The sequence below is a fragment of the Streptomyces sp. NBC_00249 genome (assembly GCF_026342355.1).
In the GTDB taxonomy this organism is placed as follows: Bacteria; Actinomycetota; Actinomycetes; order Streptomycetales; family Streptomycetaceae; genus Streptomyces.
Window position 1 is genome coordinate 305,171 of the sequence record NZ_JAPEMV010000008.1, and the last position, 26,206, is coordinate 331,376.

Below are 26,206 nucleotides of genomic sequence, written 5' to 3' on the forward strand. Positions count from 1 at the left end.
CATTCGGCCATCACCGGCTACGGGGAGACAAGACCGATGGAACGAGAGCACAGCGAGCCCCGGACCGACCAGCCGGGCCCTGACCAGCCGGGCCCTGACCAGCCGGGACCCGACCGGCCGGGCCCCGACCGCCGGGCGGTGCTCGCGGGCGGCCTGGCCGGCGCGGCGGCGCTGACCCTGGGCGCGGCCTCCGGGGACCGGGCCGCCAAGGGCGCGGGCCTGCTGACCCGCGTCGAGCGCGCCCTCGGCACGGGGACGGCCGCCTACCTGCCCGGCGACGGCTGGATACGCCTCACCCTCCCGCTGGAGGACGGCGGCGCGGCCCCGGTCACGGTGGACGTGCTCGCGGACACGGCGCGGGCGCCGCACGGCATCGCATACCTCCTGCCCGGCGGTGGCCTGAACTTCACCGCGGACTTCGACACCCCGGGCACCCCGGGCGGGGTGAGCCTGGCCCGCCACCTGCTCGGGCAGGGCCTGCTGGTCGTCGGGGTCACCCCGCGCGAGGACGCCTCCCGGACCGAGGACATCGGGCCCGACCGGGGGCTCGCGGCGCACCGCCGGGACCTCGCGAAGGTGGTGGGCGTACTGGACTCCGTACTGGGCCTGCCGTACCAGTACGCGGGCCATTCGGCCGGGGCCGCCCTCGCCCTGGACGCCGCCTCCCACGACCCCTCGCCGCGGCTGGGCCGGGTGCTCGTCCTGGACACCACCGGCCCGTACACCGGCGAGCTCGCGCTCCGGGCGGCCCGGACCAGGGACGCGTACGAGGAGCAGCTCGCCCGGGGTGTGCACGCGGCCGACCCGGGGCTGGCCGCGCTGATCGCCGGCGCGGTGTCCGATCCGGCGGCCCCCTCCGCCGTGCCCTGGCCCCCGGACCCGGCGCGGCGCTTCACCCGGGCGGGCCTGGCCCACTTCGCGCTGGTCCGCACCGCCGCGCTGCCCGGCCCGGCGAACTGGATCTACCGGCAGGGCCACAGTGCGGGCGGCTACGCCTTCGGCGCGGGCGGCCCGGCCGAGGACCGCTTCACCCTGGACCACACCTCCCTGACCACCTGGCACGCGGCCACCACCGCACTCGGCAGCGGTCTGGTCCCGACGGCCCTGATGCGGGACCTGGCGGCGGTGTGGGCGGGGGACGAAGCGACGTACCGGATCGACTGGCCGCGGATCCGCGCGGAGGTGGTGTGGGTCAACACCGAACTGGGCCGGGGCGACGAACCGCACGGCGCGGACCTGATCCGCGCGGGCGGCAACACCCGCGTCCGCTTCGCCCTCGTCCCGGGCTACGGCCACGGCGACGCGGTGTGGAGCGCGACGGCGGCGAAGGACGTCTGGTCCCTGTTCTGACCCGGCCCCGAGGCGGAACGGACTCGCCCCCTGCCACAGCGAGGGGGCGGGCCACCCCCAACTAGGCCATGTAGATCGGCGTGTATGCGGCTACCTGTTCCGGGGTGACCTCGTCCACGGTCATGGCACCGGTCCAGAGGTGGTCACGGTTGCAGTACCCGTGGAGGTCGGCCCGCTTCCCGCGCGCCAGCTTCCACGTCCCCTGAGGAAACCTCACCACCACGTCGCTGCCACAGATGAACGAGCGGTTCGCCTGCGCCATGATCCAGCGGGCGTGTTCACCGTCGCCCTCGGAAGGCCGGCACATCGTCCGGGCCATCTGCCACAGCCGCCCCCACTCGACACCGGGAGTGAGGGGCCCCACCACCGCGACATCCCCCAGGTTCCGGGCATCGAGGGAGAGCGTGGCGTAGCCGAAGACGGTCCCGAACATCCGGAAGACCGTGACTCTGCTCTGCCCTGAAACGGTCTCATCAACCGGCATGCCGTCAACCTCTGTTCACGGTGAGCCCCGGGCGCATCGGCCGCACCCGGGGCTCGTCTCTCCGATGGAGTCAGCAGCCGTCGCCGTCACCGCAGCAGGCGGGCGGGTTGCAGTCCTTGGCGGCGCCCCAGAGGCGGTCGTCCACGTCGAAGCCGGCAGCCTTGATGCGCTCCGCCACGGAGCCGATCAGGGGCCGCGTACGGACGGTGGCCTTGGGCTCGTGGTCCAGGAAGTACCCGAACTGCTCCAGGCACCAGGCTCGGTACGCCTGGGTGTGCAGCGCGAACGAATGCCAGCCGGGGTCAACGACGGCCGAGGGGGTCATGTCGAACGCGCGCGCGTCCCCCATGACCTTGAGGAAGGCAAGGGCCTGGTCCACGATCCGGCGGGCTACGGACAACTCGTGTCCGTACTCCACCGCGCAGAACTCGGACACCTTCTCGAACAGCTCGGAACCGACGAGGTCCCGCCCGCGCCGTAGGGCGATGGAACTTTCCAGCATGCTCGTCACAGTGAGATTCCCTCTCGTCACCTGGTACGCCGCCTCATGTGCGGGTGATTGCGGATCTCCGTGTTCACCTGGGCCACGGTCCGGAGGTCGCCTTCGTCGTGGGCTTCGCGCCGCTCGGCATCCAGTGCCGTGCAGACCCCGCAGCGCTCGGCGGGCTTGGGCCACGACGCCTTGGCACTGCCCGGGACGGCCGCTCTCACTGGTGCCCCCGCGCAGCGTGGCGGCGGATCAGCACGTTCATGTCGCTGACGACCGTTCCCCTGAGCGGGCCCTTGGCCAGGACGCGCGCCTCGGCCCACTTCTGGCACCTGGGGCAGTCGGCGGGAGGCTGCGGCCACTCGGGCATGAAAAGGCGGGCTACCGCCGGACTTATGGCCCTCGCCTGATTGCCGGCCATTTGCGCCCCTCCCGATCGCCGTTCGTTACTCGACAATCTTCGGGCCGGGCGAGCCCCTACTGAAGCCTTATTCGCGTTGTCGGGTAAAGACGGCCGACCACTCGTTCAGGCGTTCCCTGGCTTGCTCACCGAACAGGGCATGCTGTTCGAATTTTGCGAACTCACCCAGGTATGCCGACACGTCCCGGTAATCCCGGAAGACCATCACACCGGTAGAGGCTTCCACGGTGGCGATGCGGTCGTCGTAGACGGTGAAAACATTCAAGGGGCCCGGCATGACAGCCGGCCCGATGGGGATTACACCGATCCGAACATTGGAGAGCCGAGTCAGCGAGGCCAATCGGTCCATCTGAATGGCCAGAGCGGCCGGAGGGATGAGCGGCCATCGCACGGCCTGTTCGGTCAGAATGAACGTGAACCGCTTCGAGCCGTCGTAAAGGACGGCCTGACGCTCAAGCTTCTTCGCCACGGTCTTGCTCTGGTCTCCAGGAACGTCCGCGATGCTGGCCCGCACATACTCCGGCGTAGCCAGGAGGCCTGTGATCATCGTCGGCAGGAAGTAGCGGAACTCTGTGGACGACTTCTCGAAGCCGGCCAGCTCATTCTACCGCTTGTCCAATCCCCTGCGACGGGAAGACCAGTCGTCCTTCCATTCGGTGTTGGCCATCCGTGCTAGTGCCATCACTTCGGTTACGAGCGAGGCGGGTGCGTCGAGTGCTCGGAGGATGAGTTCTACGTCAAAGAGAGCGGGGGTTAGCTTCCCGCTCTCGATGTTACTGACTCTCGTTTGAGACATGTTGCAGCGCTGAGCGAGCCGGGTCTGAGTCCACCCGGCCCGCTTGCGTAGCGTCTTTAGTGTTTGTGCTAGGCCAGCCCTGGACTCACCTAGCTGCTGAGGGTCAAGCGTCAATGCCCTTCACGTACTCCTCGAAGGGCACCGACTCGGCGATGGCGATGCGCTGGTATTCGATGAACGGGGCGAGCTCTCCCTCATAGACTTCACGGTTGATCTGTCGGCCGTCCGGGTGATAATTCATCAGCACCACTTCGGAGCGGTCGAACATCCAGAAGTCCTGGACGCCCTCAAGGGGGTTCTCGCGGTCGGTCACATCGAGTATGCGGATCTGCTCACCGGCCCATGCGTGAGGCAGGTAGCACATGAACTCGTAGCGCAGGTATTCCGAGAGTGGACGTGTCACGATGTGCACGCGCCCTTTACTCTTACCCTCGCGGACCAGGCGCTTCAGGTCGTCGGTGTACTCGCTTGAGTAGGCATGCGGGTCGATGCGCGCTCCGGCCCTGAACGCCTGGAGCTCTTCCTCTTCCTGCGGTACGAGGTACTGCGGCAGGGTCTCCAGTCGCCACGCTTCGACCGTGAAGCTCTGGAACCTGGATCGCCATGCGTCACCATCCAAGAGCACGGAACGCCTCCCTCAGCACTGCCTCAGGGATCTCGACGAGGCCCTCACCGGCCGGGGGCTGGAAGACCGTGGACACGTCCCCCTGGACGATGATCGAGCCGCTCGGCGAGACATACACGTTGGGGCAGTCGTTCCTGCTGCAATTGCCGTTTCCGTTGCCAGTAAGTCGGGTCAGTTCCTCACGAGCCATGGCGAAACCCCCTTGTCGGGCAGCCCGGTTGGGCTGGTGACCATGACGGTACGAGGGGGTGCGGCCCGCCGTCCATGCGGCCTCGCCAATATTCGCGTTGTCGCATAAAGACGGAGCCCGGGACAGCAGGAACCCCCGGCCGGTGAGGGTTGGCCGGGGGTCCTGTGTCCGGGGGGTCAGTGGTTGCGGGGGAAGCCCAGGTCGACGCCTGCCGGGGCGTCCGAGGGGTCCGGCCAGCGGGTGGTGACGACCTTGCCGCGGGTGTAGAAGTGGATGCCGTCGTTGCCGTAGATGTGGTGGTCGCCGAAGAGCGAGTCCTTCCAGCCACCGAAGGAGTGGTAGCCCACCGGCACCGGGATCGGCACGTTCACGCCGACCATGCCCGCCTGGATCTCCAGCTGGAAGCGGCGGGCGGCGCCGCCGTCGCGGGTGAAGATCGCGGTGCCGTTGCCGAAGGGCGAGGCGTTGATGAGGGCCACGCCCTCCTCGTAGGTCTCGGTGCGCAGGACGCACAGGACCGGGCCGAAGATCTCGTCGCGGTAGGCGTCGGAGTCGGTCTTGACGTTGTCCAGGAGGGACAGGCCGATCCAGTGGCCGTTCTCGTTGCCCTCGACCGTGTAGCCGGTGCCGTCGAGGACCACGTCGGCGCCCTGGGCGGCCGCGCCCTTGACGTACGAGGCGACCTTGTCGCGGTGGGCGGCGGTGATCAGCGGGCCCATCTCGGAGGTCGGGTCGTTGCCGGGGCCGATCTTGATCTTCTCGGCGCGCTCGCGGATCTTCTCGACGAGCTCGTCGGCGATGGAGCCGACCGCGACGACGGCCGAGATGGCCATGCAGCGCTCGCCGGCCGAGCCGTAGGCGGCGGAGACGGCCGCGTCGGCGGCGGCGTCCAGGTCGGCGTCCGGGAGCACCAGCATGTGGTTCTTGGCGCCGCCCAGTGCCTGGACGCGCTTGCCGTTGGCGGAGGCGGTGGTGTGGATGTGGCGGGCGATCGGGGTGGAGCCGACGAAGGAGACGGCGGAGATGCCGGGGTGGGCCAGCAGCGCGTCGACGGCGACCTTGTCACCGTGGACGACGTTGAGGACGCCCGCCGGCAGGCCGGCCTCGGTCATCAGCTCGGCCAGCTTGACGGAGGCCGACGGGTCCTTCTCGCTCGGCTTGAGGATGAAGGTGTTTCCGCAGGCCACGGCCAGCGGGAACATCCACATCGGCACCATCGCCGGGAAGTTGAAGGGGGTGATGCCCGCGACGACGCCCAGCGGCTGGCGGATCGAGGAGACGTCCACCCGGTTGGAGACGGAGGTGGACAGCTCGCCCTTGAGCTGCGTGGTGATCCCGCAGGCCAGCTCGACGATCTCCAGGCCGCGCGCGACCTCGCCCAGCGCGTCCGAGTGCACCTTGCCGTGCTCGGCGACGATCAGCTCGGCGATCGCGTCGCGGTTGGCGTCGAGCAGGGCGCGGTAGGCGAAGAGCACCTTGGTGCGGGCGGCCAGCGAGGACTGGCCCCAGGACAGGAAGGCCTCCTGGGCGATCTTCACCGCCGCGTCGACCTCCTCGGCGGAGGCGAGGGCGACCTGCGTGGTGACCTCACCCGTCGCCGGGTCGGTGACCGGGCCGTAGTTGCCCGACGCGCCCTCGACGGTCTTGCCACCGATCCAGTGGTTGACGGTCTTCATGCTTGAGCTCCTTCACAGATGGCGACGTCGCTGCGCGGCTTGCCGGTCGTACTCTTCACGGGCCTGGGCCGCCGACGCACGGGTCGCGGTCTCGGCCACAGGAACATCCCACCACGCCGGTGCCGGGGGTGGGCCCGACACAGTGTCGGGTGTTCGGGTCTGTGCGTAGACACATGTGGGACGGTCCGCCTCACGCGCCACCGCGAGGGCTTTTCGCAGGTCACCGATGGTGCGGGTGCGGATCACGGCCATCCCGAGGGAGGCGGCGTTCGCCGCGAGGTCCACCGGAAGGGGGTCCCCGGTGTACGTGCGGTCGGGCGCCCGGAAGCGGTAGGCAGTGCCGAAGCCCTCGGCGCCCACGGCCCCCGAGAGGCCGCCGATCGAGGCGTAGCCGTGGTTGTCGAGGATCAGCAGCCGCAGCGGGACGCCCTCCTGGACGGCGGTGACGATCTCGGTGGGGTTCATCAGGTACGTCCCGTCGCCGACGAGCGCCCACACCGGGCGGCCGGGGGCGGCGAGGCCGACGCCGAGGGCGGCGGGGATCTCGTAGCCCATGCAGGAGTAGCCGTACTCCAGGTGGTACTGGTCGCCGGAGCGGGCCCGCCACAGTTTGTGGAGGTCCCCGGGGAGCGAGCCGGCGGCGTTGACGAGGATGTCGGTGTCGTCGACGAGGGCGTCGAGGAGGCCGAGGACCTGGGTCTGGGTGGGCGGCCGGTCCTCGTCGGAGGCGGGCACGGCGTACGCGCGGTCCACGCGGGCCTCCCACGCGGCCTTCGCGGCGGTGTACGCGGCCTCGTACGCGGGGTCGACCCGGTACCCGGCGACCGCTTCCCGCAGCTCCGCGAGGCCCTCGCGGGCGTCGGCGACCAGCGGCCGGGCGGCGAGCTTGTGGGCGTCGAAGGGGTCGAGGTTGAGGCCGAGGAAGCGGACGGCCGGGTCCTGGAAGAGGGTCGCGGAGGCGGTGGTGAAGTCGGTGAGCCTGCTCCCGGCGGCGATGACCAGGTCGGCCTCCCGCGCGAGGGCGGCGGCGGTGTCCGTCCCGGTGTGCCCCACGCCGCCCACCTCGGCGGGGTGGTCCCACGGCAGCACCCCTTTGCCCGCCTGCGTGGTGGCCACCGGGATCCCGGTGGCCTCCGCGAAGGCGGCCAGGGCGGGCCCGGCGGCGCTGTGCCGGATGCCGCCGCCCGCGATGATCAGCGGGCGCGCGGAGCCCCGTACCGCTTCGGCGGCGGCGGCCAGCTCGGCGCGGTCGGGGCGGGGGCGGCGTACGGACCACACCCGGTCGGCGAAGAACTCCTCGGGCCAGTCGTGGGCCTCGGCCTGCACGTCCTGCGGCAGCGCGAGGGTGACGGCCCCGGTCGCCACGGGGTCGGTGAGCACCCGCATCGCCTGGAGGGCCGCGGGGACCAGGGCCTCGGGGCGGGTGATCCGGTCGAAGTAGCGGGAGACGGGCCGCAGGGTGTCGTTGACGGAGACGTCGCCCGCGTACGGCACTTCGAGCTGCTGGAGCACCGGGTCGGCGGGCCGGGTCGCGAAGGTGTCCCCGGGCAGCAGCAGGACCGGGATCCGGTTGACGGTGGCGAGGGCGGCCCCGGTGACGAGGTTGGTGGCGCCGGGCCCGACGGAGGTGGTCACGGCGTGCGCGGAGAGCCGCCCGCGCTGGCGGGCCCAGCCGACGGCGGCGTGCACCATGGCCTGTTCGTTGCGGCCCTGGAGGAAGGGCATGGCGCCCGGCCCGCTCTCCAGCAGGGCCTGCCCGATCCCGGCGACGTTGCCGTGCCCGAAGATCCCCCAGGTCGCGGCGATCAGCCGCTGCCGGCGGCCGTCGCGCTCGGTGTACTGGACGGCCAGGAACCGTACGAGGGCCTGGGCGACGGTCAGCCTCATGCGTCACGCTCCGCGGCGGGGAAGGGCAGCCGGGGATCCACGGCCTGGGCGGGCCAGGTGTCGCGGATCCAGCCGTGGTCGGGGTGGTCCCGGATCAGCCACTCGCGTTCCGCGTCCGGTCCGGCCATCACGTTCAGGTAGTACATGTCGTGGCCGGGGGCGGCGATGGAGGGGCCGTGCCAGCCGTCGGGGATGAGGACGGCGTCGCCGGTCCGGACCTCGGTGAGGATGTCCGTCTTCCCCGCCGGGGAGGGCGACACCCGCTGGTAGCCCAGGCCCGGGGTGTCGCCGTGCGGGGCGATCTCGAAGAAGTAGATCTCCTCCAGGCGGGATTCCTGGCCCGGGTGGTGCGCGTCGTGCTTGTGGGGCGGGTACGAGGACCAGTTCCCGCCGGGGGTGAGCACCTCGACGGCGATGAGGCGGTCGCAGGGGAAGACGCCGGCGGCAGCGAAGTTGTTGACCTGCCGGGAGCAGTGGCCCGCGCCGCGCAGCTCGACGGGGACCGCGCCGGCGGGCCCGTACCGGGCGGGGAGGCGGTTCTCGCAGCGGGCGCCGGCCAGGGCGAATCGCCCTCCTTCCGCCGAGCGGATCTCGGCGTGGCCGTCCCGGGGCAGGTAGGCGAAGTCGGTCGGGCCGTCGAACACCCCGGCCCGTCCCTTGAGTCCGAAGACCTGCGGTCCGCTGCTGGGGGCTCCGCCCCCAGAGCCCCGCGCCTCAAACGCCGCCGGGGCTGGATTTCGGCCCGCACCCGGGGAAGCTTCCGCGCAGCGGACCTCGCAGCCGCCCGACAGGGGGAGGACGATCCACTCCGCGTCCCCGCACGCATGCGCGTACGTCTCTCCCGGCGCGAGTTCCAGGATCCGCAGCCGGGTCCACTCCATCTCCCACTCAGACACCGGCGGCACGCCCGAGCACCTCCTCCACCTCGTGCGGGAACGGCATCGCCGTCGAGCAGGCCAGCCGCGAGGCGACGATGGCCCCGGCGGCATTGGCGTAGCGCAGGGTCCGTGCCAGGTCCCAGCCGGCGAGCAGCCCGTGGCACAGGGCGCCGCCGAACGCGTCCCCGGCGCCCAGCCCGTTGACGACGGTGACCGGCACCGGCGGCACCTCCACCGCCGTCCCGTCGCGGTGCACGGCCAGGACCCCGCGCGGGCCGCGTTTGACCACGGCGAGCTCCACTCCGGCGGCGAGCAGCGCCCGCGCGGCCGCGTACGGTTCGCTCTCGCCGGTGGCGACCGCGCACTCCTCGGTGTTGCCGACGGCCACGGTCGCCCGCCCCAGGGCCTGTTCGTACCAGGGCTGCGGCGGTCCCTCCCACAGCATGGGCCGCCAGTCGAGGTCGAAGACGGTCGTCCCCGCCTTCGAGCGGGCCTCCAGCGCGGCCAGAGTGGCGCTGCGGCTGGGCTCCGCGCTGAGGCCGGTGCCCGTCATCCAGAAGACCCGTGCCGCCCGAACGGCGTCCCGGTCGACCTCCTCGGGCCGGATCTCCAGGTCGGGCGCCTTCGGGAACCGGTAGAAGTAGAGCGGGAAGTCGTCGGGCGGGAAGATCTCGCAGAAGGTGACGGGGGTCGGGTAGCCCGCCACCTCGCCCGCCCACCGGTCGTCGACGCCGAATCCGCGCAGTTCGGCCCGCAGGTACGCGCCGAAGGGGTCCGCGCCGGTGCGGGTGATGACCGCGGAGCGCCGGCCGAGCCGGGCGGCGGCGACGGCGACGTTCGCCGGTGAGCCGCCGAGGAACTTGCCGAAGGTGTCGGCCTCGGCGAGCGGTACGCCGGTCTTCAGCGGGTAGAGATCCACCCCGATCCGCCCCATCGTGATCAGGTCGTACGGAGCCTCGCCCTCCGCGGGCCCCTCGTACGCGGCCCTGTCCCCGGTGGTCACAGCAGGCACTCCTCCCATTCGTCCTCCCCGTCCCGTCGAGCCTCGCACCCTAAGGTGGCCGTCATGAGCTCCTCCCCGCCCGCGTTGACCCGTATCCGTGTCGGTTCGGCTCCGGACTCCTGGGGTGTCTGGTTCCCGGAGGATCCCCGGCAGGTCCCCTGGGAGCGTTTCCTCGACGAGGTCGCGGACGCCGGGTACGAGTGGATCGAGCTCGGCCCCTACGGCTACCTGCCCACGGATCCGGCCCGGCTCACGGAGGAGACCGCGAAGCGGGGGCTGCGGGTGTCCGCCGGCACGGTCTTCACCGGACTCCATCACGGGCCCGCCGTCTGGGAGGAGACCTGGGAGCACGTGTCGCGGATCGCGGCGCTGACCCGGGACATGGGCGCGGACCAGCTCGTGGTCATCCCGTCGTTCTGGCGGGACGACAAGACGGGCGAGGTACTGGAGGACCGGGTCCTGACCCCGGGTCAATGGCGTGAACTGGCCTCCCAGACCGAGCGCCTGGGCCGGGAGGTCCGGGAGCGGTTCGGGCTGCGGATCGTGGTCCACCCGCATGCCGACACCCACATCGACACCCCGCAGAACGTGGCCCGCTTCCTGGACGCCACCGATCCGGAGCTGGTCTCGCTGTGCCTGGACACCGGGCACTACGCGTACTGCGGCGGGGACAGCGTCGAGGCGATCGAGACCTTCGGGGAGCGGATCGGCTACCTCCACCTCAAGCAGGTGGACCCGCGGATCCTCGCCGAGGTGGTGGCGGACCAGGTGCCCTTCGGCCCGGCCGTGGCGCGCGGGGTGATGTGCGAGCCGCCCTCGGGGGTGCCCGCGCTGGAGCCCGTACTGACGGCGGCGCAGCGGCTCGGGGTGGACCTGTTCGCCATCGTGGAGCAGGACATGTACCCGTGCCCGCCCGACCGGCCGCTGCCCGTGGCCCGCCGCACCCGCGCCTACCTGCGCTCCTGCGGCGCACGCTGACCCGTACGCGCCCCACCGCACACCGGCACGCCCTGCCCCACCCCCGACACGCTCCCCTGGAGGAACGAGACATGAGCACGCTCGGCATCGCCGTCATCGGTACCGGGAAGATGGGCGCCGACCACGTCCGGCGCATCGGCGACACCGTCGGCGGGGCGCGGGTGGTGGCGGTCGCGGATCCGGACGGGGACCGGGTCAAGGAGGTCGCGGCGGGCCTGGACGGCGCGGGCGCGTACACCGACCCGGCGGCGGCGATAGGGGCGCCCGGGGTGGACGCCGTACTGATCGCCTCGCCCGGGCCCGCCCATGAGGAAGCGATCCTGCACGCCCTGCGCCGCGAGCTGCCGGTGCTCTGCGAGAAGCCGCTGACCCCGGACCCGGAGGGGGCGCTGCGGATCCTGGAGGCGGAGCGGAGGCTCGGCCGGAGGCTGGTGCAGGTCGGGTTCATGCGGCGGTTCGACGCCGAGTACGAGCGGCTGAAGGAGCTGCTGGACGCGGGCGGCATCGGCCGGCCGCTGTTCCTGCACTGCCGTCACCGCAACGCCGCCTCGCCCTCGTTCTTCACCAGCGACATGCTGATCAGCGATTCGGTGGTGCACGAGGTGGACGCGGCCCGCTGGCTGCTGGGGCAGGAGGTCACCGCGGTGACCGTGCTCTCCCCCACGCCCTCCTCGGCGGCGCCGGAGGGGCTGCGCGACCCCCGGCTGGTGCTGCTGGAGACCTCCGGCGGGGCGGTCGTCGACGTGGAGATCTTCGTCAACTGCGGGTTCGGCTACCAGGTGCAGTGCGAGGCGGTGGGCGAGCGGGGCAGCGCCCGGATCGGCGACGGCCACGCGATGGTCGTCCAGTCGGGCGGCCGGTGGGGCGGGGAGATCACCCAGGACTTCACCACGCGGTTCGCCGACGCCTACGACCGGCAGGTGCGGCGGTGGGTGGCCGCGGCGGCGCGCGGGCGGGTGGACGGGCCCGACGCCTGGGACGGCTACGCGGCGGCGGCCGTCTCGGAGGCGGGACTGGCCGCGGCGCGCGGCGGCGTACGGACCGAGGTGCGGCTCGCGGAGCGGCCGGAGCTGTACCGGCGCTGAACACCCCTCGACCCGGGTGGCTCCTGTGCCGCATCTGTCACAGGAGTCGCCCTCGTGTCACACATGTCCGCGTTACGCGGGTTTTCCGTCACAGGGGGTCGACAGCCCCTCCCCCGCGCTCACCGAGGGTCGTTCTCCGGGCACAACCCCGAGTGATCGTCAGTGTCCACGCGCCGGCTCCCCCGACGGCCTCCCGGCCGGCCCCGCGGCGTGGACCAGGAGGTGTCGTGGATGAGCGACCGACAGCTGTGGTCGTACAAGGAGATCGCCGCCCACATCCGGGTGCAGCCGGACACGGTGCGCTCCTACCGCAAGCACGGGCTGCTGCCCGCCCCCGACCACGTGGAGGGCGGCAAGCCCTACTGGTACGCCGACACCATCCGCACCTGGGTGGCCCGCCGCCCCGGCAACCGGGGCCGCCGCGAGGACTGACCCCCCGACCCCACGACACCGGCCCTCCGCGGCGCGGGCCTCCCCCGGCCCCGCACCGCGGAGGCGGGGGCGCGGGCTCCGCGTCACCAGGACTCGGCCTCCGGCGTCCGCTCCCGCTCGACCCGGCCGCGGCCCAGCAGCCGCAGCCCGAGCAGCGGGAAGACCAGTACCGACACCATCGCGGCCCCCACCAGCGCCGCCGCCTCCCCCGCGAACCAGGGCGGCTTGGGCCGCAGCGCCCAGAACACCGCCGCCGCCGTGAGCACGGCGAAGCCGGCGAGCAGCACCGCCGAGCGGGCGGGGGCCCGGCCGCTGAGCAGCAGGGCCATGGCGATGGCCGGCCCGAACTCGCCGACCGATCCGACGGCCGTCATCACGGTGCCGAAGCGGCTCTTGAGGAGCAAAGGGGCGAGGACCGCGACGGCCATGATCAGGATGAGGGTGACCGAGTGATCCATATGAGCCATTTACGTATGATTCGGGCCTGTCGGCCGCTCCGGAAGAGTGGGCGCGTAGACTCGCCTCCATACCCCCTAGGGGTATAGTCTTCGAAGAAGAGACACCCCGACGAAGGAGAACGACATGACCGCCGAGACGGACACCCGCACCACCACCGTGTACAAGGTGACCGGGATGACCTGCGGGCACTGCGAGGGAGCCGTGACCGCCGAGCTCGCCGCCCTGCCGGACGTGACCTCGGTCAAGGCCGTCGCCGCGACCGGCGAGGTCACCGTGGTCTCGGCCGCGCCGCTCGCCGAGGCCGACGTGCGCGCCGCCGTGGACGAGGCCGGCTACGCGCTCGCGGGCCAGGCCCAGGCCCAGGCCTGAGCATCACCTTCTCCTGCGCAGTACCCCGCCGGGCCGTACCGGCCAGCTCATACTGGTTCCGTACGGCCCGGCCCTCCCCCTGGAGCCGGAAATGACCAGCACAGTGCACGACGGACCCATAGCGGCGGTCGAACTCTCGATCGGCGGGATGACCTGCGCCTCCTGCGCGGCCCGCATCGAGAAGAAGCTCAACCGGATGGACGGGGTCACCGCCACGGTGAACTACGCCACCGAGAAGGCCCAGGTCTCCTACGGCGGCGACGTCCGGGTCGCCGACCTGATCGCCACCGTCGTGAAGACCGGCTACACCGCCGAGGAACCCGCGCCGCCGGAGCCGGAGCCGTCCGCCGCGGCCACGGCGGCGGAGCCGGTACGCGACCCCGTGCTCGCCGCGCTGCGCCAGCGGCTGCTGGTGTCCGCCGCCCTCGCCCTGCCCGTCGTCCTGCTCGCGATGGTCCCGCCCCTGCAGTTCGACAACTGGCAGTGGCTCTCGCTGACCCTGGCCTCGCCCGTGGTGGTGTGGGGCGCGCTCCCCTTCCACAAGGCCGCCTGGACCAACGCCCGGCACGGCGCCGCCACCATGGACACCCTGGTCTCGGTCGGCACGCTGGCCGCCTACGCCTGGTCGCTGTGGGCCCTGTTCTTCGGGCACGCGGGAATGCCCGGCATGCGGCACGGCTTCGACTTCGGCGTCTCGCGCACCGACGGCTCCTCCGCCATCTACCTGGAGGTCGCGGCCGGCGTCGTCAGCTTCATCCTGCTCGGCCGCTACCTGGAGGCCCGCTCGAAGCGGAAGGCCGGCGCCGCCCTGAAGGCGCTGCTGGAGCTGGGCGCCAAGGACGTGGCCGTCCTGCGCGGCGGGCGCGAGGTGCGGATCCCGGTGAGCGCCCTCGCGGTGGGCGACCGGTTCGCGGTCCGCCCCGGGGAGAAGATCGCCACCGACGGCACCGTCGTCGAGGGCAACTCCGCCGTGGACGCCTCCATGCTGACCGGCGAGTCCGTCCCGGTCGAGGTCTCCGTCGGGGACTCCGTCACCGGCGCCACCGTCAACGCCTCCGGCCGCCTCCTCGTGGAGGCCACCCGGATCGGGTCCGACACCCAGCTCGCCCGGATGGCGCGGATGGTCGAGGACGCGCAGAACGGCAAGGCCGAGGTGCAGCGCCTCGCCGACCGGATCTCCGGCGTGTTCGTGCCGGTCGTCCTGGCCCTCGCGCTCGGCACCTGGATCACCTGGCTGCTGATCACCGACGACCCCACCGCCGCCTTCACGGCCGCCGTGGCCGTCCTGATCATCGCCTGCCCCTGCGCCCTGGGCCTGGCCACCCCGACCGCGCTGATGGTCGGCACCGGGCGGGGCGCGCAGCTCGGCATCCTGATCAAGGGGCCCGAGGTGCTGGAGTCCACCCGTCGCGTGGACACCGTCGTCCTGGACAAGACCGGCACCGTCACCACCGGCCGGATGACCCTGCGGGACGTGCACACCGCCGAGGGCGTCGACGAGAAGGAACTGCTGCGCCTCGCCGGCGCCCTGGAGCACTCCTCCGAGCACCCGATCGCCCGGGCCGTCGCCGCCGGGGCGGCCGAGCTCGCCGGTGAGCTGCCCGTCCCGGAGTCCTTCGAGAACGTCGCGGGGCTGGGCGTACAGGGCGTGGTCGACGGGCACGCCGTGCTGGTCGGACGCGAACGACTGCTGGCCGACTGGGAGATCGCCCTGCCGGAGGCGCTCGCCGGGGCCAAGGCGGCCGCCGAGGCCGCGGGCAGCACCGCGGTCCTGGTCGCCTGGGACGGCGCGGCGCGCGGGGTGCTGACCGTGGCCGACGCCGTGAAGGAGACCAGCGCCGAGGCCGTCACCCGGCTGCGGGCGCTCGGCCTGACCCCGGTGCTGCTGACCGGCGACAACCGGGCCGTGGCCGAGACGGTGGCCCGCGAGGTGGGCATCGACGAGGTGATCGCCGAGGTGCTCCCGCAGGACAAGGTGGACGTGGTCAAGCGGCTCCAGGCCGAGGGCCGCACCGTCGCCATGGTGGGCGACGGGGTCAACGACGCGGCCGCGCTGGCCCAGGCCGACCTGGGGCTGGCCATGGGCACCGGCACCGACGCGGCCATCGAGGCCGGCGACCTGACCCTCGTACGGGGCGACCTGCGGGTGGCGGCGGACGCGATCCGGCTCTCCCGCCGGACCCTCGCCACCATCAAGGGCAACCTGTTCTGGGCCTTCGGCTACAACGTGGCGGCGCTGCCGCTGGCGGCGGCCGGCCTGCTCAACCCGATGATCGCGGGGGCCGCGATGGCCTTCTCCTCGGTCTTCGTGGTGACGAACAGCCTGCGGCTGCGGTCCTTCCGCTAGTGGCCGGCCTCCCCCAACCCTCCACATCTCCTTCACTGGAGACGCAGATCACAGTGATGACAACGTAACCATCCGGGGTCGTCAAGGATCTAATAGGGCGATGCCAGAAACGTCTTGGGGGATGTTTCAGGAGGTCCTGGGGGACCTCCGGGCATCTGCCGGCCGGGACGCGTGCCCTCGGGAAGCTTTGAGCGGCCCTCCCGACCCGAAACGGGTCCCGGCACCCACCGACGCCCCGGCTCGGATCCCGTGGGGGGAATCCGCCGCCGGGGAAAGGAAAGCGCCCCGACCGTCGACCCGTGGGGGGATCGACGGCGGGGCGCTTTTCGTGAAGCGGGGCCGGGAGGCAGGCGGCTAGCGGGCCTCTACGGGCACGAAGTCGCGCAGGACCTCGCCGGTGTAGATCTGGCGCGGACGGCCGATGCGGGAGCCGGGCTCCTTGATCATCTCGTGCCACTGGGCGATCCAGCCGGGAAGCCGGCCGAGCGCGAAGAGCACGGTGAACATCTCGGTCGGGAAGCCCATGGCCCGGTAGATCAGACCGGTGTAGAAGTCCACGTTCGGGTAGAGGTTGCGCGAGACGAAGTACTCGTCGGCCAGCGCGTGCTCCTCCAGCTTGAGCGCGATGTCCAGCAGCTCGTCGCTCTTGCCGAGCGCCGAGAGGACGTCGTGCGCCGCCGCCTTGATGATCTTCGCCCGGGGGTCGAAGCTCTTGTAGACGCGGTGCCCGAAGCCCATCAGGCGGACGCCGTCCTCCTTGTTCTTCACCTTGCGGATGAAGGCGTCGACGTCGCCGCCGTCGTTCTTGATGCCTTCCAGCATCTCGAGGACGGACTGGTTGGCGCCACCGTGCAGCGGGCCCCACAGGGCGGAGATGCCGGCGGAGATCGAGGCGAACATGTTCGCCTGCGAGGAGCCGACCAGACGCACGGTGGAGGTCGAACAGTTCTGCTCGTGGTCCGCGTGCAGGATCAGCAGCTTGTCGAGCGCCGACACCACGACCGGGTCCAGGTCGTACTCCTGGGCCGGCACGGAGAAGGTCATGCGCAGGAAGTTCTCGACGTAGCCGAGGTCGTTGCGCGGGTAGACCACCGGGTGGCCGACCGACTTCTTGTACGCGTAGGCCGCGATCGTCGGGAGCTTGGCCAGCAGGCGGATCGTCGAGAGGTGGCGCTGCTTCTCGTCGAACGGGTTGTGGCTGTCCTGGTAGAACGTGGACAGCGCGCTGACCACGGAGGACAGCATCGCCATCGGGTGCGCGTCGCGCGGGAAGCCGTCGTAGAAGCGCTTGACGTCCTCGTGCAGCAGCGTGTGCTGGGTGATCTCGTTGCGGAACGACGCGAGCTGGTCGACGGTCGGCAGCTCACCGTTGATCAGCAGGTAGGCGACCTCGATGAAGGTCGAGCGCTCCGCCAGCTGCTCGATCGGGTAACCGCGGTAGCGCAGGATGCCCTGCTCGCCGTCGAGGTAGGTAATGGCGGACTTATAGGCGGCCGTGTTCCCGTAGCCGCTGTCCAGGGTGACGAGCCCGGTCTGGGCCCGGAGCTTCGAGATGTCGAAGCCCTGGTCACCGACGGTGCTCTCGACCACCGGGTAGGTGTATTCACCGTCCGCGTACCGGAGTACTACAGAGTTGTCGCTCACGTCATCCCTCACCGACGTAGTGCCTCTTCTTCGAGGTGCCCTGACTGCCTCTACCTTCCCCCATTTGGCACAGGTGAGTGCACTCGGGGTCGGGGTTTGGTGTTTTTGACGGCACTGAGTGCCGTCAACCTGCTCATCCTGCCCCCTCCGCACCGGTGCGGATAGCCCAAATGATCGATCATCTAGGTGATGTTTCCCACCGGTACGCGGCCGGAGAGCCGGGGAGCCACGGCCGTGTACCTCCTGCCTGCGGAAACGGTACGCACCGCCTGACCGAGGGCCTTGCGGGACCCGACCAGGACGACCAGTTTCTTCGCCCTGGTCACCGCCGTGTAGAGCAGATTGCGTTGGAGCATCATCCAGGCCCCGGTGGTGACCGGGATCACGACCGCGGGATATTCACTCCCCTGGGAGCGGTGGATGGTGACGGCGTAGGCGTGGGCCAGCTCGTCGAGCTCGGCGAACTCGTACCCCACCTCCTCGTCCTCCTCGGTGCGCACCGTCAGGCGCTGTTCGTCCAGGTCGAGGCCGGTGACCACGCCCACCGTGCCGTTGAAGACGCCGTTGGCGCCCTTGTCGTAGTTGTTGCGGATCTGGGTGACCTTGTCGCCCACCCGGAAGACCCGGCCGCCGAAGCGCTTCTCGGGCAGGTCCGGCCGGGCCGGGGTGATGGCCTGCTGGAGCAGGCCGTTGAGGTTCCCGGCGCCGGCCGGGCCGCGGTGCATGGGTGCGAGCACCTGGATGTCGCGGCGGGGGTCGAGCCCGAATCTGGCCGGAATTCGACGGGCCGCCACGTCCACGGCGAGGATCCCGGCCGCCTCGGTGTCCTCCTCGGGGAAGAGGAAGAAGTCGGGCAGGCCGTCGGTGATGGGCGGGACACCGGTGTTGATGCGGTGCGCGTTGGTGACCACGCCGGACTGCTGGGCCTGCCGGAAGATCCGGGTCAGCCGGACGGCGGGCACCGGGCCGCCCTCGGCCAGCAGGTCGCGCAGCACCTCGCCGGCGCCGACGGAGGGCAGCTGGTCCACATCGCCGACCAGCAGCAGGTGCGCCCCGGGCGCCACGGCCTTGACCAGTTTGTTGGCCAGCAGCAGGTCCAGCATCGAGGCCTCGTCGACCACCACCAGGTCCGCGTCCAGCGGGCGGTCCCGGTCGTACGCCGCGTCCCCGCCCGGTTTCAGCTCCAGCAGCCGGTGCACGGTGGAGGCATCGGCCCCGGTCAGCTCCGAAAGGCGCTTCGCCGCCCGGCCGGTGGGGGCGGCGAGGACCACCTTGGCCTTCTTGGCGCGGGCCAGCTCCACGATGGAGCGGACCGTGAAGGACTTGCCGCAGCCGGGCCCGCCGGTGAGGACGGCGACCCGCTGGGTGAGCGCGAGCCGGACGGCCTCGCGCTGCTCGGGCGCGAGGGTGGCCCCGGTGCGCCCGGCGAGCCAGCCGAGGGCCTTGTCCCAGTCCACGTCCCGGAAGCCGGGCATCCGGTCCTCCTCGGCGTGGAGCAGCCGGCGGACCTGCCCGACGAGCGAGAGCTCGGCCCGGTGGAAGGGCACCAGGTACACGGCGGTCAGCGGGTCCGGACCGCCCTGGGGGTCGGGTACGGATTCCCGTACGACTCCCTCCGGATCGGCGGCCAGTTCGGCGAGGCACTCGATGACCAGCCCGGTGTCCACCTGGAGGAGCTTGACCCCGTCCGCGATGAGCCGTTCCTCGGGGAGGAAGCAGTGGCCCTGGTCGGTGGACTGGGACAGGGCGTACTGGAGGCCGGCCTTGACCCGCTCGGGGCTGTCGTGCGGGATGCCGACGGCCTGGGCGATGCGGTCGGCGGTGAGGAAGCCGATGCCCCAGACGTCGGCCGCGAGCCGGTAGGGCTGGTTGCGCACCACCGAGATGGAGGCGTCCCCGTACTTCTTGTAGATGCGCACCGCGATGGAGGTGGAGACGCCGACGCCCTGGAGGAAGACCATGACCTCCTTGATGGCCTTCTGCTCCTCCCAGGCGGCCCCGATCAGCCTGGTCCGCTTGGGGCCGAGGCCGGGGACCTCGACCAGGCGCTTCGGCTCGGTCTCGATGACGTCGAGGGTGTCGGTGCCGAAGTGCTCCACGATCCGGTCGGCGATCTTCGGGCCGATGCCCTTGATGAGGCCGGAGCCCAGGTAGCGGCGGATGCCCTGGATGGTGGCGGGCAGGACGGTCGTGTAGTTGTCGACGCTGAACTGCTTGCCGTACTGGGGGTGCGAGCCCCAACGGCCCTCCATGCGCAGGGACTCCCCGGGCTGCGCGCCGAGCAGGGAGCCGACCACCGTCAGCAGATCGCCCGCGCCCCGGCCGGTGTCGACCCGGGCGACCGTGTACCCGCTCTCCTCGTTGGCGTAGGTGATGCGCTCCAGCACCCCCTCGACCACCGCCAGTTGCACCGCCCCGCTGATTGTCATGCCACGACGCTACCGTCCGGGGCCGACAGCCCGCCGGGCCTGTGGACAACCACGGGGACAAACCGAAGGGGGCCCGGCCTCCCCGGCCGGACCCCCTCACGGTTACCCCTCCCTCGTCGGACTTCCCGATCCCCCCAGATCCCCTCCCGGAAGTGCCGACGCAACCTACGACCCGCTACCCGCCCGCAGGGTTGCAACGAAATCCGCAGCTTTACCTTTCCGTGACCGAAGGGCGGTCCCGGAGCCGTCCGAGGTGCCACCAAAACACCGCACAAGTAGCGTTTCCGGCATGAGCGAACCTTCATTCCAGGACGATGTGCTGCGCGAGCTCGGCGACGACAGGCTGACCGAGATCGCGGGACTGCTCGGCACCGACGCGAACGGCGCCCGCGACACGGTCGCGGAGACCGTCGGCGCCATGACCGGCGACCTCCAGCAGAAGGCCGACACGGACGGCGACGACGGCGTGGAGGTCCGCCAGGCCTTCGCCGAGGTGGCCGAGGCCCCGCTCCAGGGGGTGGCCACGCTCGGCGGGCTGGGCGGCATGCTCAGCGGCGGGATGATGGCCGGGGTGCTCGCCAAGGTGAGCAAGCCCGTGGCCAACGCCGTCTCGAAGAAGACGGGCATCCCCGCGCCGACCGTCGCCCGCGTCATCGAGCTGCTGATCCCGGTCCTGCTGGCCGTCTTCGCCAAGCGCGCCGCCGCCCGCAAGGGCGCGCCGACGCCGGGCGGCGCCCCGGCCCCCGGCGCGGCGCCGGCGGAGGGCGGCGGCCTCGGCGACCTGCTGGGCCAGCTCCTCGGCGGCGGCGCGGGCGGCCCGAAGAAGTAGCCCGTTCGGGGGCCCGCCTCCGGAGCGGGCCCCTAGAGTGGCCTCATGGCTGAGAAGGTGCGGCTGCGGGATCCGGAGCCCGGGGACCTGGGGTGGATCGTCCAGCGCCACGGCGCGCTGTACGCCGCCGAGTACGGGTGGAACGCCGACTTCGAGGGGCTCGTGGCCCGGATCGTCGCGGACTTCGCGCAGGACCACGACCCCCACCTGGAGCGGGTGTGGATCGCCGAGCTCGACGGCCGGCCCGTCGGGTCCGTGATGTGCGTACGGGAGGACTCCGCGCCCGGTACCGCCCGGCTGCGGCTGCTCCTGGTCGACCCGGAGGGGCGCGGCCACGGCATCGGGACGCTGCTGGTGGACACGGTGGTGGCCTTCGCCCGTTCGGTCGGCTACCGCGAGCTGGTGCTCTGGACCAACGACGTGCTCACCGGTGCCCGCGAGATCTACCTGCGGGCCGGTTTCACCCTGACCGCGGAGCGGCCGCACCGCTCGTACGGAGTGAGCCTGACGGGGCAGGACTGGCGGCTCCCGCTCCAGCAGGGCTCCCCGTCGTGACCACGGCGGTACGGGGCTTCGCGCGGGCCGGGGCCAGCGAGGTCAGCCCCACGCCGCCGACCAGCAGGACGGCCGCCAGCCAGCGCAGCCCCGAGATCCCCTCGCCCAGTACCAGGGCGGCCGAGGACATCCCGAAGACCGGCACGAGCAGCGAGAACGGCGCCACGGACGAGGCCGGGTAGCGGCGCAGCAGGTAGCTCCAGGCGACGAAGCCGAAGACGGTGGACACCCAGGCGACGTAGCCGATGACGGCCGCCCCGGACCAGTCGAGGGCGCGCAGCGCGGCCAGGTCGCGCTCCGGTCCCTCGATCAGCAGCGAGAGCGCGAACAGCGGCAGCACCGGGACGGTGCACACCCAGATCATGAAGTTCAGGGCGTCCTTCGGGGCGGCCTTGCGGGTGAGCACGTTGGACACGCCCCAGGCGACGGCGGCCGCGACGACCAGCACGAACCCGCCGACCGGCCCGGAGACCCCCCGGTCCACGGCGGCGACGGCGATCCCGGCCAGCGCCACGACCATGCCCAGCACCCGTACCCGGCCGGGCCGTTCGCGCAGGAAGACGGCGGCGAGGATCGCGGTGAAGACGGCCTGGATCTGGAGCACCAGCGAGGACAGCCCGGCCGGCATCCCGGCGGCCATGCCGGTGAAGAGGAGCCCGAACTTGGCGATGCCGAGGGCCGCCCCGACGCCCAGGATCCACTTCCAGGCGGCCTTGGGCCGGCCCACGAAGAACACGGCGGGCAGGGCGGCGACGAGGAAGCGCAGGGCGGACAGCAGCAGCGGCGGGAAGTGGTCGAGGCCGATCTCGATGACGACGAAGTTGAAGCCCCAGACGGCGGCGACGAGTACGGCGAGTGCGGTGTGCAGTGGGCGCATGCTCCGAGCATCGACCCCACGACCATGTAGCACCAGCGCGGATCTCTTCCGGAATGGATGAAGCGATGCTTACGCGTCCGCGGGCCGGGCCGCCTACGATGGGAGCATGCTCGACCTGTCCCGGCTGCGCGCCCTGCACGCCGTCTCCGTCCACGGTTCGGTCGCGGGCGCGGCGGCCGCCCTGGGCTACACCCCCTCCGCGGTCTCGCAGCAGATCGCCAAGCTGGAGCGGGAGACCCGCACCACCCTGCTGGAGCGGCGCGGGCGCGGGGTCGCGCTCACCGAGGAGGCCCACCACCTGGCGGACACCGCGCAGCGGCTGCTGGCGATCGTGGAGCGGGCCGAGACCACCTTGGAGGAGCGGCGCGGGCAGCCCGGCGGACTGCTGAGGGTGGCCGCCTTCGCCTCGGCGGCGCGCGGGCTGCTGCCGGGGGTGCTCGCCGAGCTGGCGCGGCTGCATCCCGCGCTGGAGGTACGCCTGACGGAGGTGGACCCGCACCTGTCGGTGGACCTGGTGGCCCAGGGCGTCACCGATCTGGCGGTGGCGCACGACTGGGACATCGCCCCGCTGCCGGCCCCCGAGGGGGTGGAGCAGGCCGTCATCGGCAACGACAAGTGCGATCTGGTGGTTCCGGCCGGACACCCCTTCACCGCCCGGCGCGTGGTGCGGCGGGCGGACCTCGGGGGGCAGCGGTGGGTGTGCCAGCCGCCCGGACGGGTCTGCCACGACTGGCTGGTGCGGACGATGCGCACCGCCGGGTTCGAGCCCGACATCGTCCATGTGGCGGAGGAGAACCACACGATCGTCGCCCTGGTCGCGGCCGGGCTCGGGATCGCCGTCGTGCCCCGGCTGGGTACGGGCGCACTGCCGCCGGGCGCGGTGGCCGTACCGCTGGAGCCGGGCCCCGTCCGCAGGCTGTACGCCCTGTGGCGGACGGGGGCGGCCCGCCGGCCCGCGATCACCGCGGCGGTGCGGACCCTCCAGGAGCACTGGCCGGCGGTGTCCGGCGACGCCCTTACGGGGGACGGACCGAGTGTCCGTCACCCGGTCGGGCCGGTACGGCAGTAGGGTCCGGCGGGTGCCCTACCACGCCTCCCGCCGGGCCCTGCTCGCCGCCGCGGCCGTGGCCGCCGTGACGGCCGCCGGAGCCGCCTCCGCCGCCGTGGGCTCCCACCGCGCCGGCCCCGACGACGCCCGCTCCTCCGACCGGCCGCCCGGACGCCACCCGGACCGGGCCCGGCTGCGTTCGCTCGTCGCCTCGATGAGCCTGCCCGAGCAGGTGGGGCAGCTGTTCGTGTCCCGGGTCTACGGGCACTCCGCGACCGACCCCGACGAGGCCGACGCCCGGCTGAACCTGGCCCAGTTCGGGGTGCGCACCGCCGCCGAGGTGGTCGCCCGCCACCACCTGGGCGGGGTCGTGTACTTCGCGTGGGCCCACAACACCCGCTCCCCGGGCCAGATCGCCGCCCTGTCCGACGGCCTCCAGCGGGCGGCGGCCGGCTCGGGCGCGGGGATCCCGCTGCTGCTCTCCGTGGACCAGGAGCACGGGGCCGTCGCCCGCATCGGCCGGCCCGCGACCCTGCTGCCGGGGGCGATGGCGCTCGGCGCGGGCGGCTCCACGGCCGACGCCCGCCGGGCGGCCCGCGTCGCCGGTACGGAGCTGGCGGCGCTGGGGGTCCGGCAGGACTACGCCCCGGTGGCGGACGTCAACGTGAACCCGGCCAATCCGGTGATCGGCGTACGCTCCTTCGGCTCCGACCCGCGCGCGGTGTCGGCCCTGGCGGCGGCCCAGGTACGGGGCTACCAGGCGGCGGGGGTGGCCGCGACGGCCAAGCACTTCCCGGGCCACGGGGACACCGAGACCGACAGCCACGTCGGGCTGCCGGTGATGCGGCACACCCGCGCCCAGTGGGAGGAGCTGGACGAGCCGCCGTTCCGCGCGGCGGTGGAGGCGGGCGTGGACGCCGTGATGACGGCGCACATCGTCTTCCCCGCGCTCGATCCCTCGGGGGACCCGGCGACCCTCTCGCGGCCGATCGTGACGGGCATCCTGCGCGAACGCCTCGGCTTCCGGGGGGTGGTGGTCACCGACGCCCTCGACATGGCCGGGGTCCGGCAGAAGTACGGGGCCGACCGGGTCCCGGTGCTGGCCCTCCTCGCGGGCTGCGACCAGCTGCTGAACGCGCCGGACCTGGGGCTCGCCCAGCGGGCCGTGCTGGCGGCCGTGGAGTCGGGGGAGCTGACCCGGGAGCGGATCGCGGAGTCGGTGCTGCGGATCCTGGAACTCAAGGCCCGCCGGGGCCTGTTCGAGGACCCCTACACCTCGCCGGAGGAGGTGGCGGCGCAGGTCGGCGCGCAGGCGCACCTGGAGGCCGCCGACGAGATCGCGGCCGCCACGACCACCCTGCTGGCCAACCCGCGCGCCCTGCTGCCCCTCGACGCCTCGGCATCGCCCCGGCTGCTGGTCACCGGGACCGACCCGGTCTCCCCCACGGGTAGCACGGGACCCCCTACGACGGTCCTGGCACGGGAGCTGACCGCCCTGGGCTGCCGGGCGACGGCACTGCCGCCGGGCCGGGCCGTGGCGGCCGCCCCGGGGCACGCGGCGGTGCTGGTGTGCACGTACAACGTCCCGGAGGGGGAGAGCCCGCAGCGCACGCTGGTCACGGAGCTCCTCGCGACGGGCGTCCCGGTGGTGCTGGTGGCGCTGCGCAATCCGTACGACCCGGCGCGGCTGCCGGCCTGCGCGGCGGAGCTGGCCACCTACACCTGGACGGACGTGGAGATGCGGGCCGCGGCCCGGGTGGTCACGGGGGCGAGGCGGCCCGCCGGCCGCCTCCCCGTCCCGGTCCCGGGCCGCTACCCGCTGGGCCACGGGCTGTCGTACCCGCCCGTGGCCCGGTAGCCGGAGCTACGGGCGCAGCTGCTGCGCGCGCTCCAGGTCGTGCCGGTCGAGCTGGGCGTCGGGGGCCGCGAGCGGCGCCGTCTTCGCCGTGCCGAACGTGTTGGCGGCGGGCGCCACACCGGCCCACTGGAGGATCTTCGCGGTGGCGAGGGTCTTCTCGCCGTCCAGCAGCTTGGCGACGTTGGCACCGTGGTTGGCGCCCGGCGCGGTCATCACGTAGCTGTCGCGGACCCCGTACCCGAGATGGAAGGGCTCGGAGCCCCACGGGTCGTTCTGGCCGTACACGAAGAGCATCTGGTGGGCGTTGTTGCGGACCCAGTTGTCCACGTCCGCCATGACCCCCGGCTGGAAGGTCATCGGGATGTCGCGCGGCACGAAGTTGCGCGGCGGCTGGTAGCCGTAGCGGCTCAGGCCCTTGAGGTGGGGCTGCTTGATGTCGGGCGAACCGAGCTGCGTACCGGCCTGGTAGTAGTACGGCGTGTACGTCTCCAGGCCCTGGTCGGCGTAGGCCGAGAAGCCGGAGATGGTGTCGACCGTGTCCCAGATCTCCTGGTCGGAGGCGGTGGCGGCGGTCGGGACCGCGGCGCAGTCGGCGAGCAGGCTGTACTGCCAGAAGGCCCAGGTGTAGTCGAGGACGACGGCCTCGAAGGCCTTGTCCAGGCTGCCGACGGTGTTGAAGGTCCAGCCGTTCTCGGCGGCGGCCGCGGTGTACTTGGCCTCCAGCGGCGCGCGGCGGATCAGGGCCTCGCGCTGCACGTTGTTCAGCTTGTCGCGGCACTCCTTGGTGCCGACCTTGGTGAAGAACCGGTCGTAGGCCGAGTCCTCCTTGTTGACGACGTCGTTGGGCGCCACGTAGGCGACGACCCCGTCCATGTCACGCGGGTAGTAGCGCTCGTAGTACGTCGCCGTCATGCCGCCCTTGCTGCCGCCCGTGGCCAGCCAGTTCTTGGTGTAGATCTTCTTCAGGGCGGTGAAGATGCGGTGCTGGTCGCTGGCGGCCTGCCAGATGTCCAGGTTCGCCCAGTTGGCCGGGTCGGGCCGCGAAGGCGTGAAGAAACGGTACTCCAGCGAGATCTGGTTGCCGTCGACTATGGTCGTCGGCTCGCTCCGGCGCGGGTTGGTGTTGACGTTGTAGCCGGAGGTGAAGAACACCGTGGGGCGGGTGGTGTCCTTGTGCAGCAGGGTCATGCGCTGCTTGAAGGTGCCCTTCCACGGCTGCCGGTGGTCGACCGGCTGCTCGTAGTTCAGTACGAAGAAGCGGTACCCGGGGTACGGCTTCTCCTCGATCAGGCTCATCCCCGGAATGCCGAGGATCTGGTCCTTGATGTCCGTGGCGGCGGCCGGTCCCGCGGCTGTGGCCGCGTGTGCCGTGGCGCCGGCCGCGCCCATGGTGCCGATGAGCACCACGAGCGACAGCAGCCATCCGAGCGTCTTGCGCATTCACACTCCCCTTGAGTCCACTCTGGTCGCCGTGAACCTAGCGGGGTCAATGCGCTTAT

Annotated in this window: 22 protein-coding genes and 3 pseudogenes; 10 read left to right on the forward strand and 15 right to left on the reverse strand. The window is 72.1% G+C overall.

What is annotated here, in order from left to right; genetic code table 11:
- The first annotated feature begins 36 nt into the window (after nucleotides 1-36).
- Nucleotides 37-1,350: a hypothetical protein gene (locus OOK31_RS31060; RefSeq protein ID WP_267090703.1), complete on the forward strand. Its 1,314-nt coding sequence runs from the start codon at nucleotides 37-39 to the stop codon at nucleotides 1,348-1,350.
- 61 nt (nucleotides 1,351-1,411) lie between these two features.
- On the opposite strand, the gene OOK31_RS31065 is transcribed toward OOK31_RS31060, so the two are convergent.
- From OOK31_RS31065 to iolC, 10 genes and pseudogenes are all read right to left on the reverse strand, one after another.
- Entirely contained in the window at nucleotides 1,412-1,834 is a 423-nt protein-coding gene (locus OOK31_RS31065; RefSeq protein ID WP_267090704.1) for a hypothetical protein, read from the reverse strand.
- A 70-nt stretch (nucleotides 1,835-1,904) separates the two neighbouring features.
- Nucleotides 1,905-2,336: a hypothetical protein gene (locus tag OOK31_RS31070; protein WP_267090705.1), complete on the reverse strand. Its 432-nt coding sequence runs from the start codon at nucleotides 2,334-2,336 to the stop codon at nucleotides 1,905-1,907.
- 205 nt (nucleotides 2,337-2,541) lie between these two features.
- Nucleotides 2,542-2,691, reverse strand: a complete 150-nt coding sequence (locus OOK31_RS31075) for a hypothetical protein (protein WP_267090706.1) — start codon at nucleotides 2,689-2,691, stop codon at nucleotides 2,542-2,544.
- A gap of 118 nt (nucleotides 2,692-2,809) precedes the next feature.
- Nucleotides 2,810-3,652, reverse strand: a pseudogene (locus tag OOK31_RS31080) (helix-turn-helix domain-containing protein).
- A complete protein-coding gene (locus tag OOK31_RS31085) occupies nucleotides 3,642-4,163 on the reverse strand; it encodes a DUF6879 family protein (RefSeq protein WP_267090707.1) in 522 nt (173 codons plus the stop codon). The pseudogene OOK31_RS31080 and the gene OOK31_RS31085 overlap by 11 nt, the downstream one beginning before the upstream one ends.
- A complete protein-coding gene (locus OOK31_RS31090) occupies nucleotides 4,147-4,353 on the reverse strand; it encodes a hypothetical protein (RefSeq protein WP_267090708.1) in 207 nt (68 codons plus the stop codon). The genes OOK31_RS31085 and OOK31_RS31090 overlap by 17 nt, the downstream gene beginning before the upstream one ends.
- A gap of 176 nt (nucleotides 4,354-4,529) precedes the next feature.
- A complete protein-coding gene (locus tag OOK31_RS31095; protein WP_267090709.1) occupies nucleotides 4,530-6,029 on the reverse strand; it encodes a CoA-acylating methylmalonate-semialdehyde dehydrogenase in 1,500 nt (499 codons plus the stop codon).
- Nucleotides 6,030-6,041: 12 nt separating this feature from the next.
- Nucleotides 6,042-7,916 (reverse strand): 3D-(3,5/4)-trihydroxycyclohexane-1,2-dione acylhydrolase (decyclizing), encoded by a 1,875-nt coding sequence (gene iolD / locus OOK31_RS31100; protein ID WP_267090710.1) that lies wholly within the window; start codon nucleotides 7,914-7,916, stop codon nucleotides 6,042-6,044.
- On the reverse strand, nucleotides 7,913-8,797 hold the full coding sequence (gene iolB, locus OOK31_RS31105; RefSeq protein ID WP_267090872.1) for a 5-deoxy-glucuronate isomerase: 885 nt from the start codon (nucleotides 8,795-8,797) through the stop codon (nucleotides 7,913-7,915). Before iolB ends, iolD begins: the two co-directional genes overlap by 4 nt.
- Before the next feature lie 7 nt (nucleotides 8,798-8,804).
- Nucleotides 8,805-9,797: a 5-dehydro-2-deoxygluconokinase gene (gene iolC, locus OOK31_RS31110; protein WP_267090711.1), complete on the reverse strand. Its 993-nt coding sequence runs from the start codon at nucleotides 9,795-9,797 to the stop codon at nucleotides 8,805-8,807.
- A gap of 63 nt (nucleotides 9,798-9,860) precedes the next feature.
- Between iolC and OOK31_RS31115 the strand changes: the two genes are divergently transcribed.
- The 3 genes from OOK31_RS31115 to OOK31_RS31125 all read left to right on the forward strand — a co-directional run bounded on the left by OOK31_RS31115 (nucleotide 9,861) and on the right by OOK31_RS31125 (nucleotide 12,292).
- Nucleotides 9,861-10,775: a sugar phosphate isomerase/epimerase gene (locus tag OOK31_RS31115; protein WP_267090712.1), complete on the forward strand. Its 915-nt coding sequence runs from the start codon at nucleotides 9,861-9,863 to the stop codon at nucleotides 10,773-10,775.
- A gap of 71 nt (nucleotides 10,776-10,846) precedes the next feature.
- Nucleotides 10,847-11,860: a Gfo/Idh/MocA family protein gene (locus OOK31_RS31120; RefSeq protein WP_267090713.1), complete on the forward strand. Its 1,014-nt coding sequence runs from the start codon at nucleotides 10,847-10,849 to the stop codon at nucleotides 11,858-11,860.
- Between the two features lie 231 nt (nucleotides 11,861-12,091).
- Entirely contained in the window at nucleotides 12,092-12,292 is a 201-nt protein-coding gene (locus OOK31_RS31125; protein ID WP_030297784.1) for an AlpA family transcriptional regulator, read from the forward strand.
- A 209-nt stretch (nucleotides 12,293-12,501) separates the two neighbouring features.
- Here the strand turns inward: OOK31_RS31125 and OOK31_RS31130 are convergent.
- A pseudogene (locus OOK31_RS31130) lies at nucleotides 12,502-12,690 on the reverse strand (cation:proton antiporter); the annotation flags it as partial.
- A gap of 184 nt (nucleotides 12,691-12,874) precedes the next feature.
- On the opposite strand from OOK31_RS31130, the gene OOK31_RS31135 reads away from it, so the two are divergent.
- On the forward strand, nucleotides 12,875-13,120 hold the full coding sequence (locus OOK31_RS31135) for a heavy-metal-associated domain-containing protein (protein WP_267090714.1): 246 nt from the start codon (nucleotides 12,875-12,877) through the stop codon (nucleotides 13,118-13,120).
- 91 nt (nucleotides 13,121-13,211) lie between these two features.
- A complete protein-coding gene (locus OOK31_RS31140) occupies nucleotides 13,212-15,467 on the forward strand; it encodes a cation-translocating P-type ATPase (protein ID WP_267090715.1) in 2,256 nt (751 codons plus the stop codon).
- A gap of 354 nt (nucleotides 15,468-15,821) precedes the next feature.
- Here the strand turns inward: OOK31_RS31140 and OOK31_RS31145 are convergent, their stop codons facing one another.
- A complete protein-coding gene (locus tag OOK31_RS31145; protein WP_030229520.1) occupies nucleotides 15,822-17,111 on the reverse strand; it encodes a citrate synthase in 1,290 nt (429 codons plus the stop codon).
- A gap of 182 nt (nucleotides 17,112-17,293) precedes the next feature.
- A complete protein-coding gene (locus tag OOK31_RS31150) occupies nucleotides 17,294-19,540 on the reverse strand; it encodes an ATP-dependent RecD-like DNA helicase (protein ID WP_267090716.1) in 2,247 nt (748 codons plus the stop codon).
- A gap of 289 nt (nucleotides 19,541-19,829) precedes the next feature.
- Between OOK31_RS31150 and OOK31_RS31155 the strand changes: the two genes are divergently transcribed.
- Complete coding sequence (locus tag OOK31_RS31155; RefSeq protein WP_267090717.1) at nucleotides 19,830-20,369, forward strand: DUF937 domain-containing protein; 540 nt, start codon at nucleotides 19,830-19,832, stop codon at nucleotides 20,367-20,369.
- A 63-nt stretch (nucleotides 20,370-20,432) separates the two neighbouring features.
- Nucleotides 20,433-20,924: pseudogene (locus OOK31_RS31160) on the forward strand (GNAT family N-acetyltransferase); the annotation flags it as partial.
- On the opposite strand, the gene OOK31_RS31165 reads toward OOK31_RS31160, so the two are convergent.
- The gene (locus tag OOK31_RS31165; protein WP_267090718.1) at nucleotides 20,830-21,801 is read right to left on the reverse strand and encodes an EamA family transporter; all 972 of its coding nucleotides are present in this window, start codon (nucleotides 21,799-21,801) and stop codon (nucleotides 20,830-20,832) included. The pseudogene OOK31_RS31160 and the gene OOK31_RS31165 overlap by 95 nt on opposite strands.
- A gap of 106 nt (nucleotides 21,802-21,907) precedes the next feature.
- Here OOK31_RS31165 and OOK31_RS31170 point away from each other — a divergent pair, with 106 nt between their 5' ends.
- The gene (locus tag OOK31_RS31170) at nucleotides 21,908-22,870 is read left to right on the forward strand and encodes a LysR family transcriptional regulator (RefSeq protein WP_267090719.1); all 963 of its coding nucleotides are present in this window, start codon (nucleotides 21,908-21,910) and stop codon (nucleotides 22,868-22,870) included.
- Nucleotides 22,871-22,880: 10 nt separating this feature from the next.
- The gene (locus OOK31_RS31175; RefSeq protein WP_267090720.1) at nucleotides 22,881-24,707 is read left to right on the forward strand and encodes a glycoside hydrolase family 3 protein; all 1,827 of its coding nucleotides are present in this window, start codon (nucleotides 22,881-22,883) and stop codon (nucleotides 24,705-24,707) included.
- A gap of 6 nt (nucleotides 24,708-24,713) precedes the next feature.
- Here OOK31_RS31175 and OOK31_RS31180 read toward each other — a convergent pair whose 3' ends face one another.
- On the reverse strand, nucleotides 24,714-26,147 hold the full coding sequence (locus OOK31_RS31180; RefSeq protein WP_267090721.1) for a S28 family serine protease: 1,434 nt from the start codon (nucleotides 26,145-26,147) through the stop codon (nucleotides 24,714-24,716).
- Between the last annotated feature and the right edge of the window lie 59 nt (nucleotides 26,148-26,206).

Bases quoted from the DNA above. Each gene is read 5' to 3' on its own strand.
- OOK31_RS31060 (WP_267090703.1), top strand. From the start codon at position 37: ATGGAACGAGAGCACAGCGAGCCCCGGACCGACCAGCCGGGCCCTGAC.
- OOK31_RS31065 (WP_267090704.1), bottom strand. From the start codon at position 1,834: ATGCCGGTTGATGAGACCGTTTCAGGGCAGAGCAGAGTCACGGTCTTC.
- OOK31_RS31070 (WP_267090705.1), bottom strand. From the start codon at position 2,336: ATGCTGGAAAGTTCCATCGCCCTACGGCGCGGGCGGGACCTCGTCGGT.
- OOK31_RS31075 (WP_267090706.1), bottom strand. From the start codon at position 2,691: ATGCCCGAGTGGCCGCAGCCTCCCGCCGACTGCCCCAGGTGCCAGAAG.
- OOK31_RS31090 (WP_267090708.1), bottom strand. From the start codon at position 4,353: ATGGCTCGTGAGGAACTGACCCGACTTACTGGCAACGGAAACGGCAAT.
- OOK31_RS31095 (WP_267090709.1), bottom strand. From the start codon at position 6,029: ATGAAGACCGTCAACCACTGGATCGGTGGCAAGACCGTCGAGGGCGCG.
- iolD (WP_267090710.1), bottom strand. From the start codon at position 7,916: ATGAGGCTGACCGTCGCCCAGGCCCTCGTACGGTTCCTGGCCGTCCAG.
- iolB (WP_267090872.1), bottom strand. From the start codon at position 8,797: ATGGAGTGGACCCGGCTGCGGATCCTGGAACTCGCGCCGGGAGAGACG.
- OOK31_RS31115 (WP_267090712.1), top strand. From the start codon at position 9,861: ATGAGCTCCTCCCCGCCCGCGTTGACCCGTATCCGTGTCGGTTCGGCT.
- OOK31_RS31120 (WP_267090713.1), top strand. From the start codon at position 10,847: ATGAGCACGCTCGGCATCGCCGTCATCGGTACCGGGAAGATGGGCGCC.
- OOK31_RS31125 (WP_030297784.1), top strand. From the start codon at position 12,092: ATGAGCGACCGACAGCTGTGGTCGTACAAGGAGATCGCCGCCCACATC.
- OOK31_RS31135 (WP_267090714.1), top strand. From the start codon at position 12,875: ATGACCGCCGAGACGGACACCCGCACCACCACCGTGTACAAGGTGACC.
- OOK31_RS31140 (WP_267090715.1), top strand. From the start codon at position 13,212: ATGACCAGCACAGTGCACGACGGACCCATAGCGGCGGTCGAACTCTCG.
- OOK31_RS31150 (WP_267090716.1), bottom strand. From the start codon at position 19,540: ATGACAATCAGCGGGGCGGTGCAACTGGCGGTGGTCGAGGGGGTGCTG.
- OOK31_RS31155 (WP_267090717.1), top strand. From the start codon at position 19,830: ATGAGCGAACCTTCATTCCAGGACGATGTGCTGCGCGAGCTCGGCGAC.
- OOK31_RS31165 (WP_267090718.1), bottom strand. From the start codon at position 21,801: ATGCGCCCACTGCACACCGCACTCGCCGTACTCGTCGCCGCCGTCTGG.
- OOK31_RS31170 (WP_267090719.1), top strand. From the start codon at position 21,908: ATGCTCGACCTGTCCCGGCTGCGCGCCCTGCACGCCGTCTCCGTCCAC.
- OOK31_RS31180 (WP_267090721.1), bottom strand. From the start codon at position 26,147: ATGCGCAAGACGCTCGGATGGCTGCTGTCGCTCGTGGTGCTCATCGGC.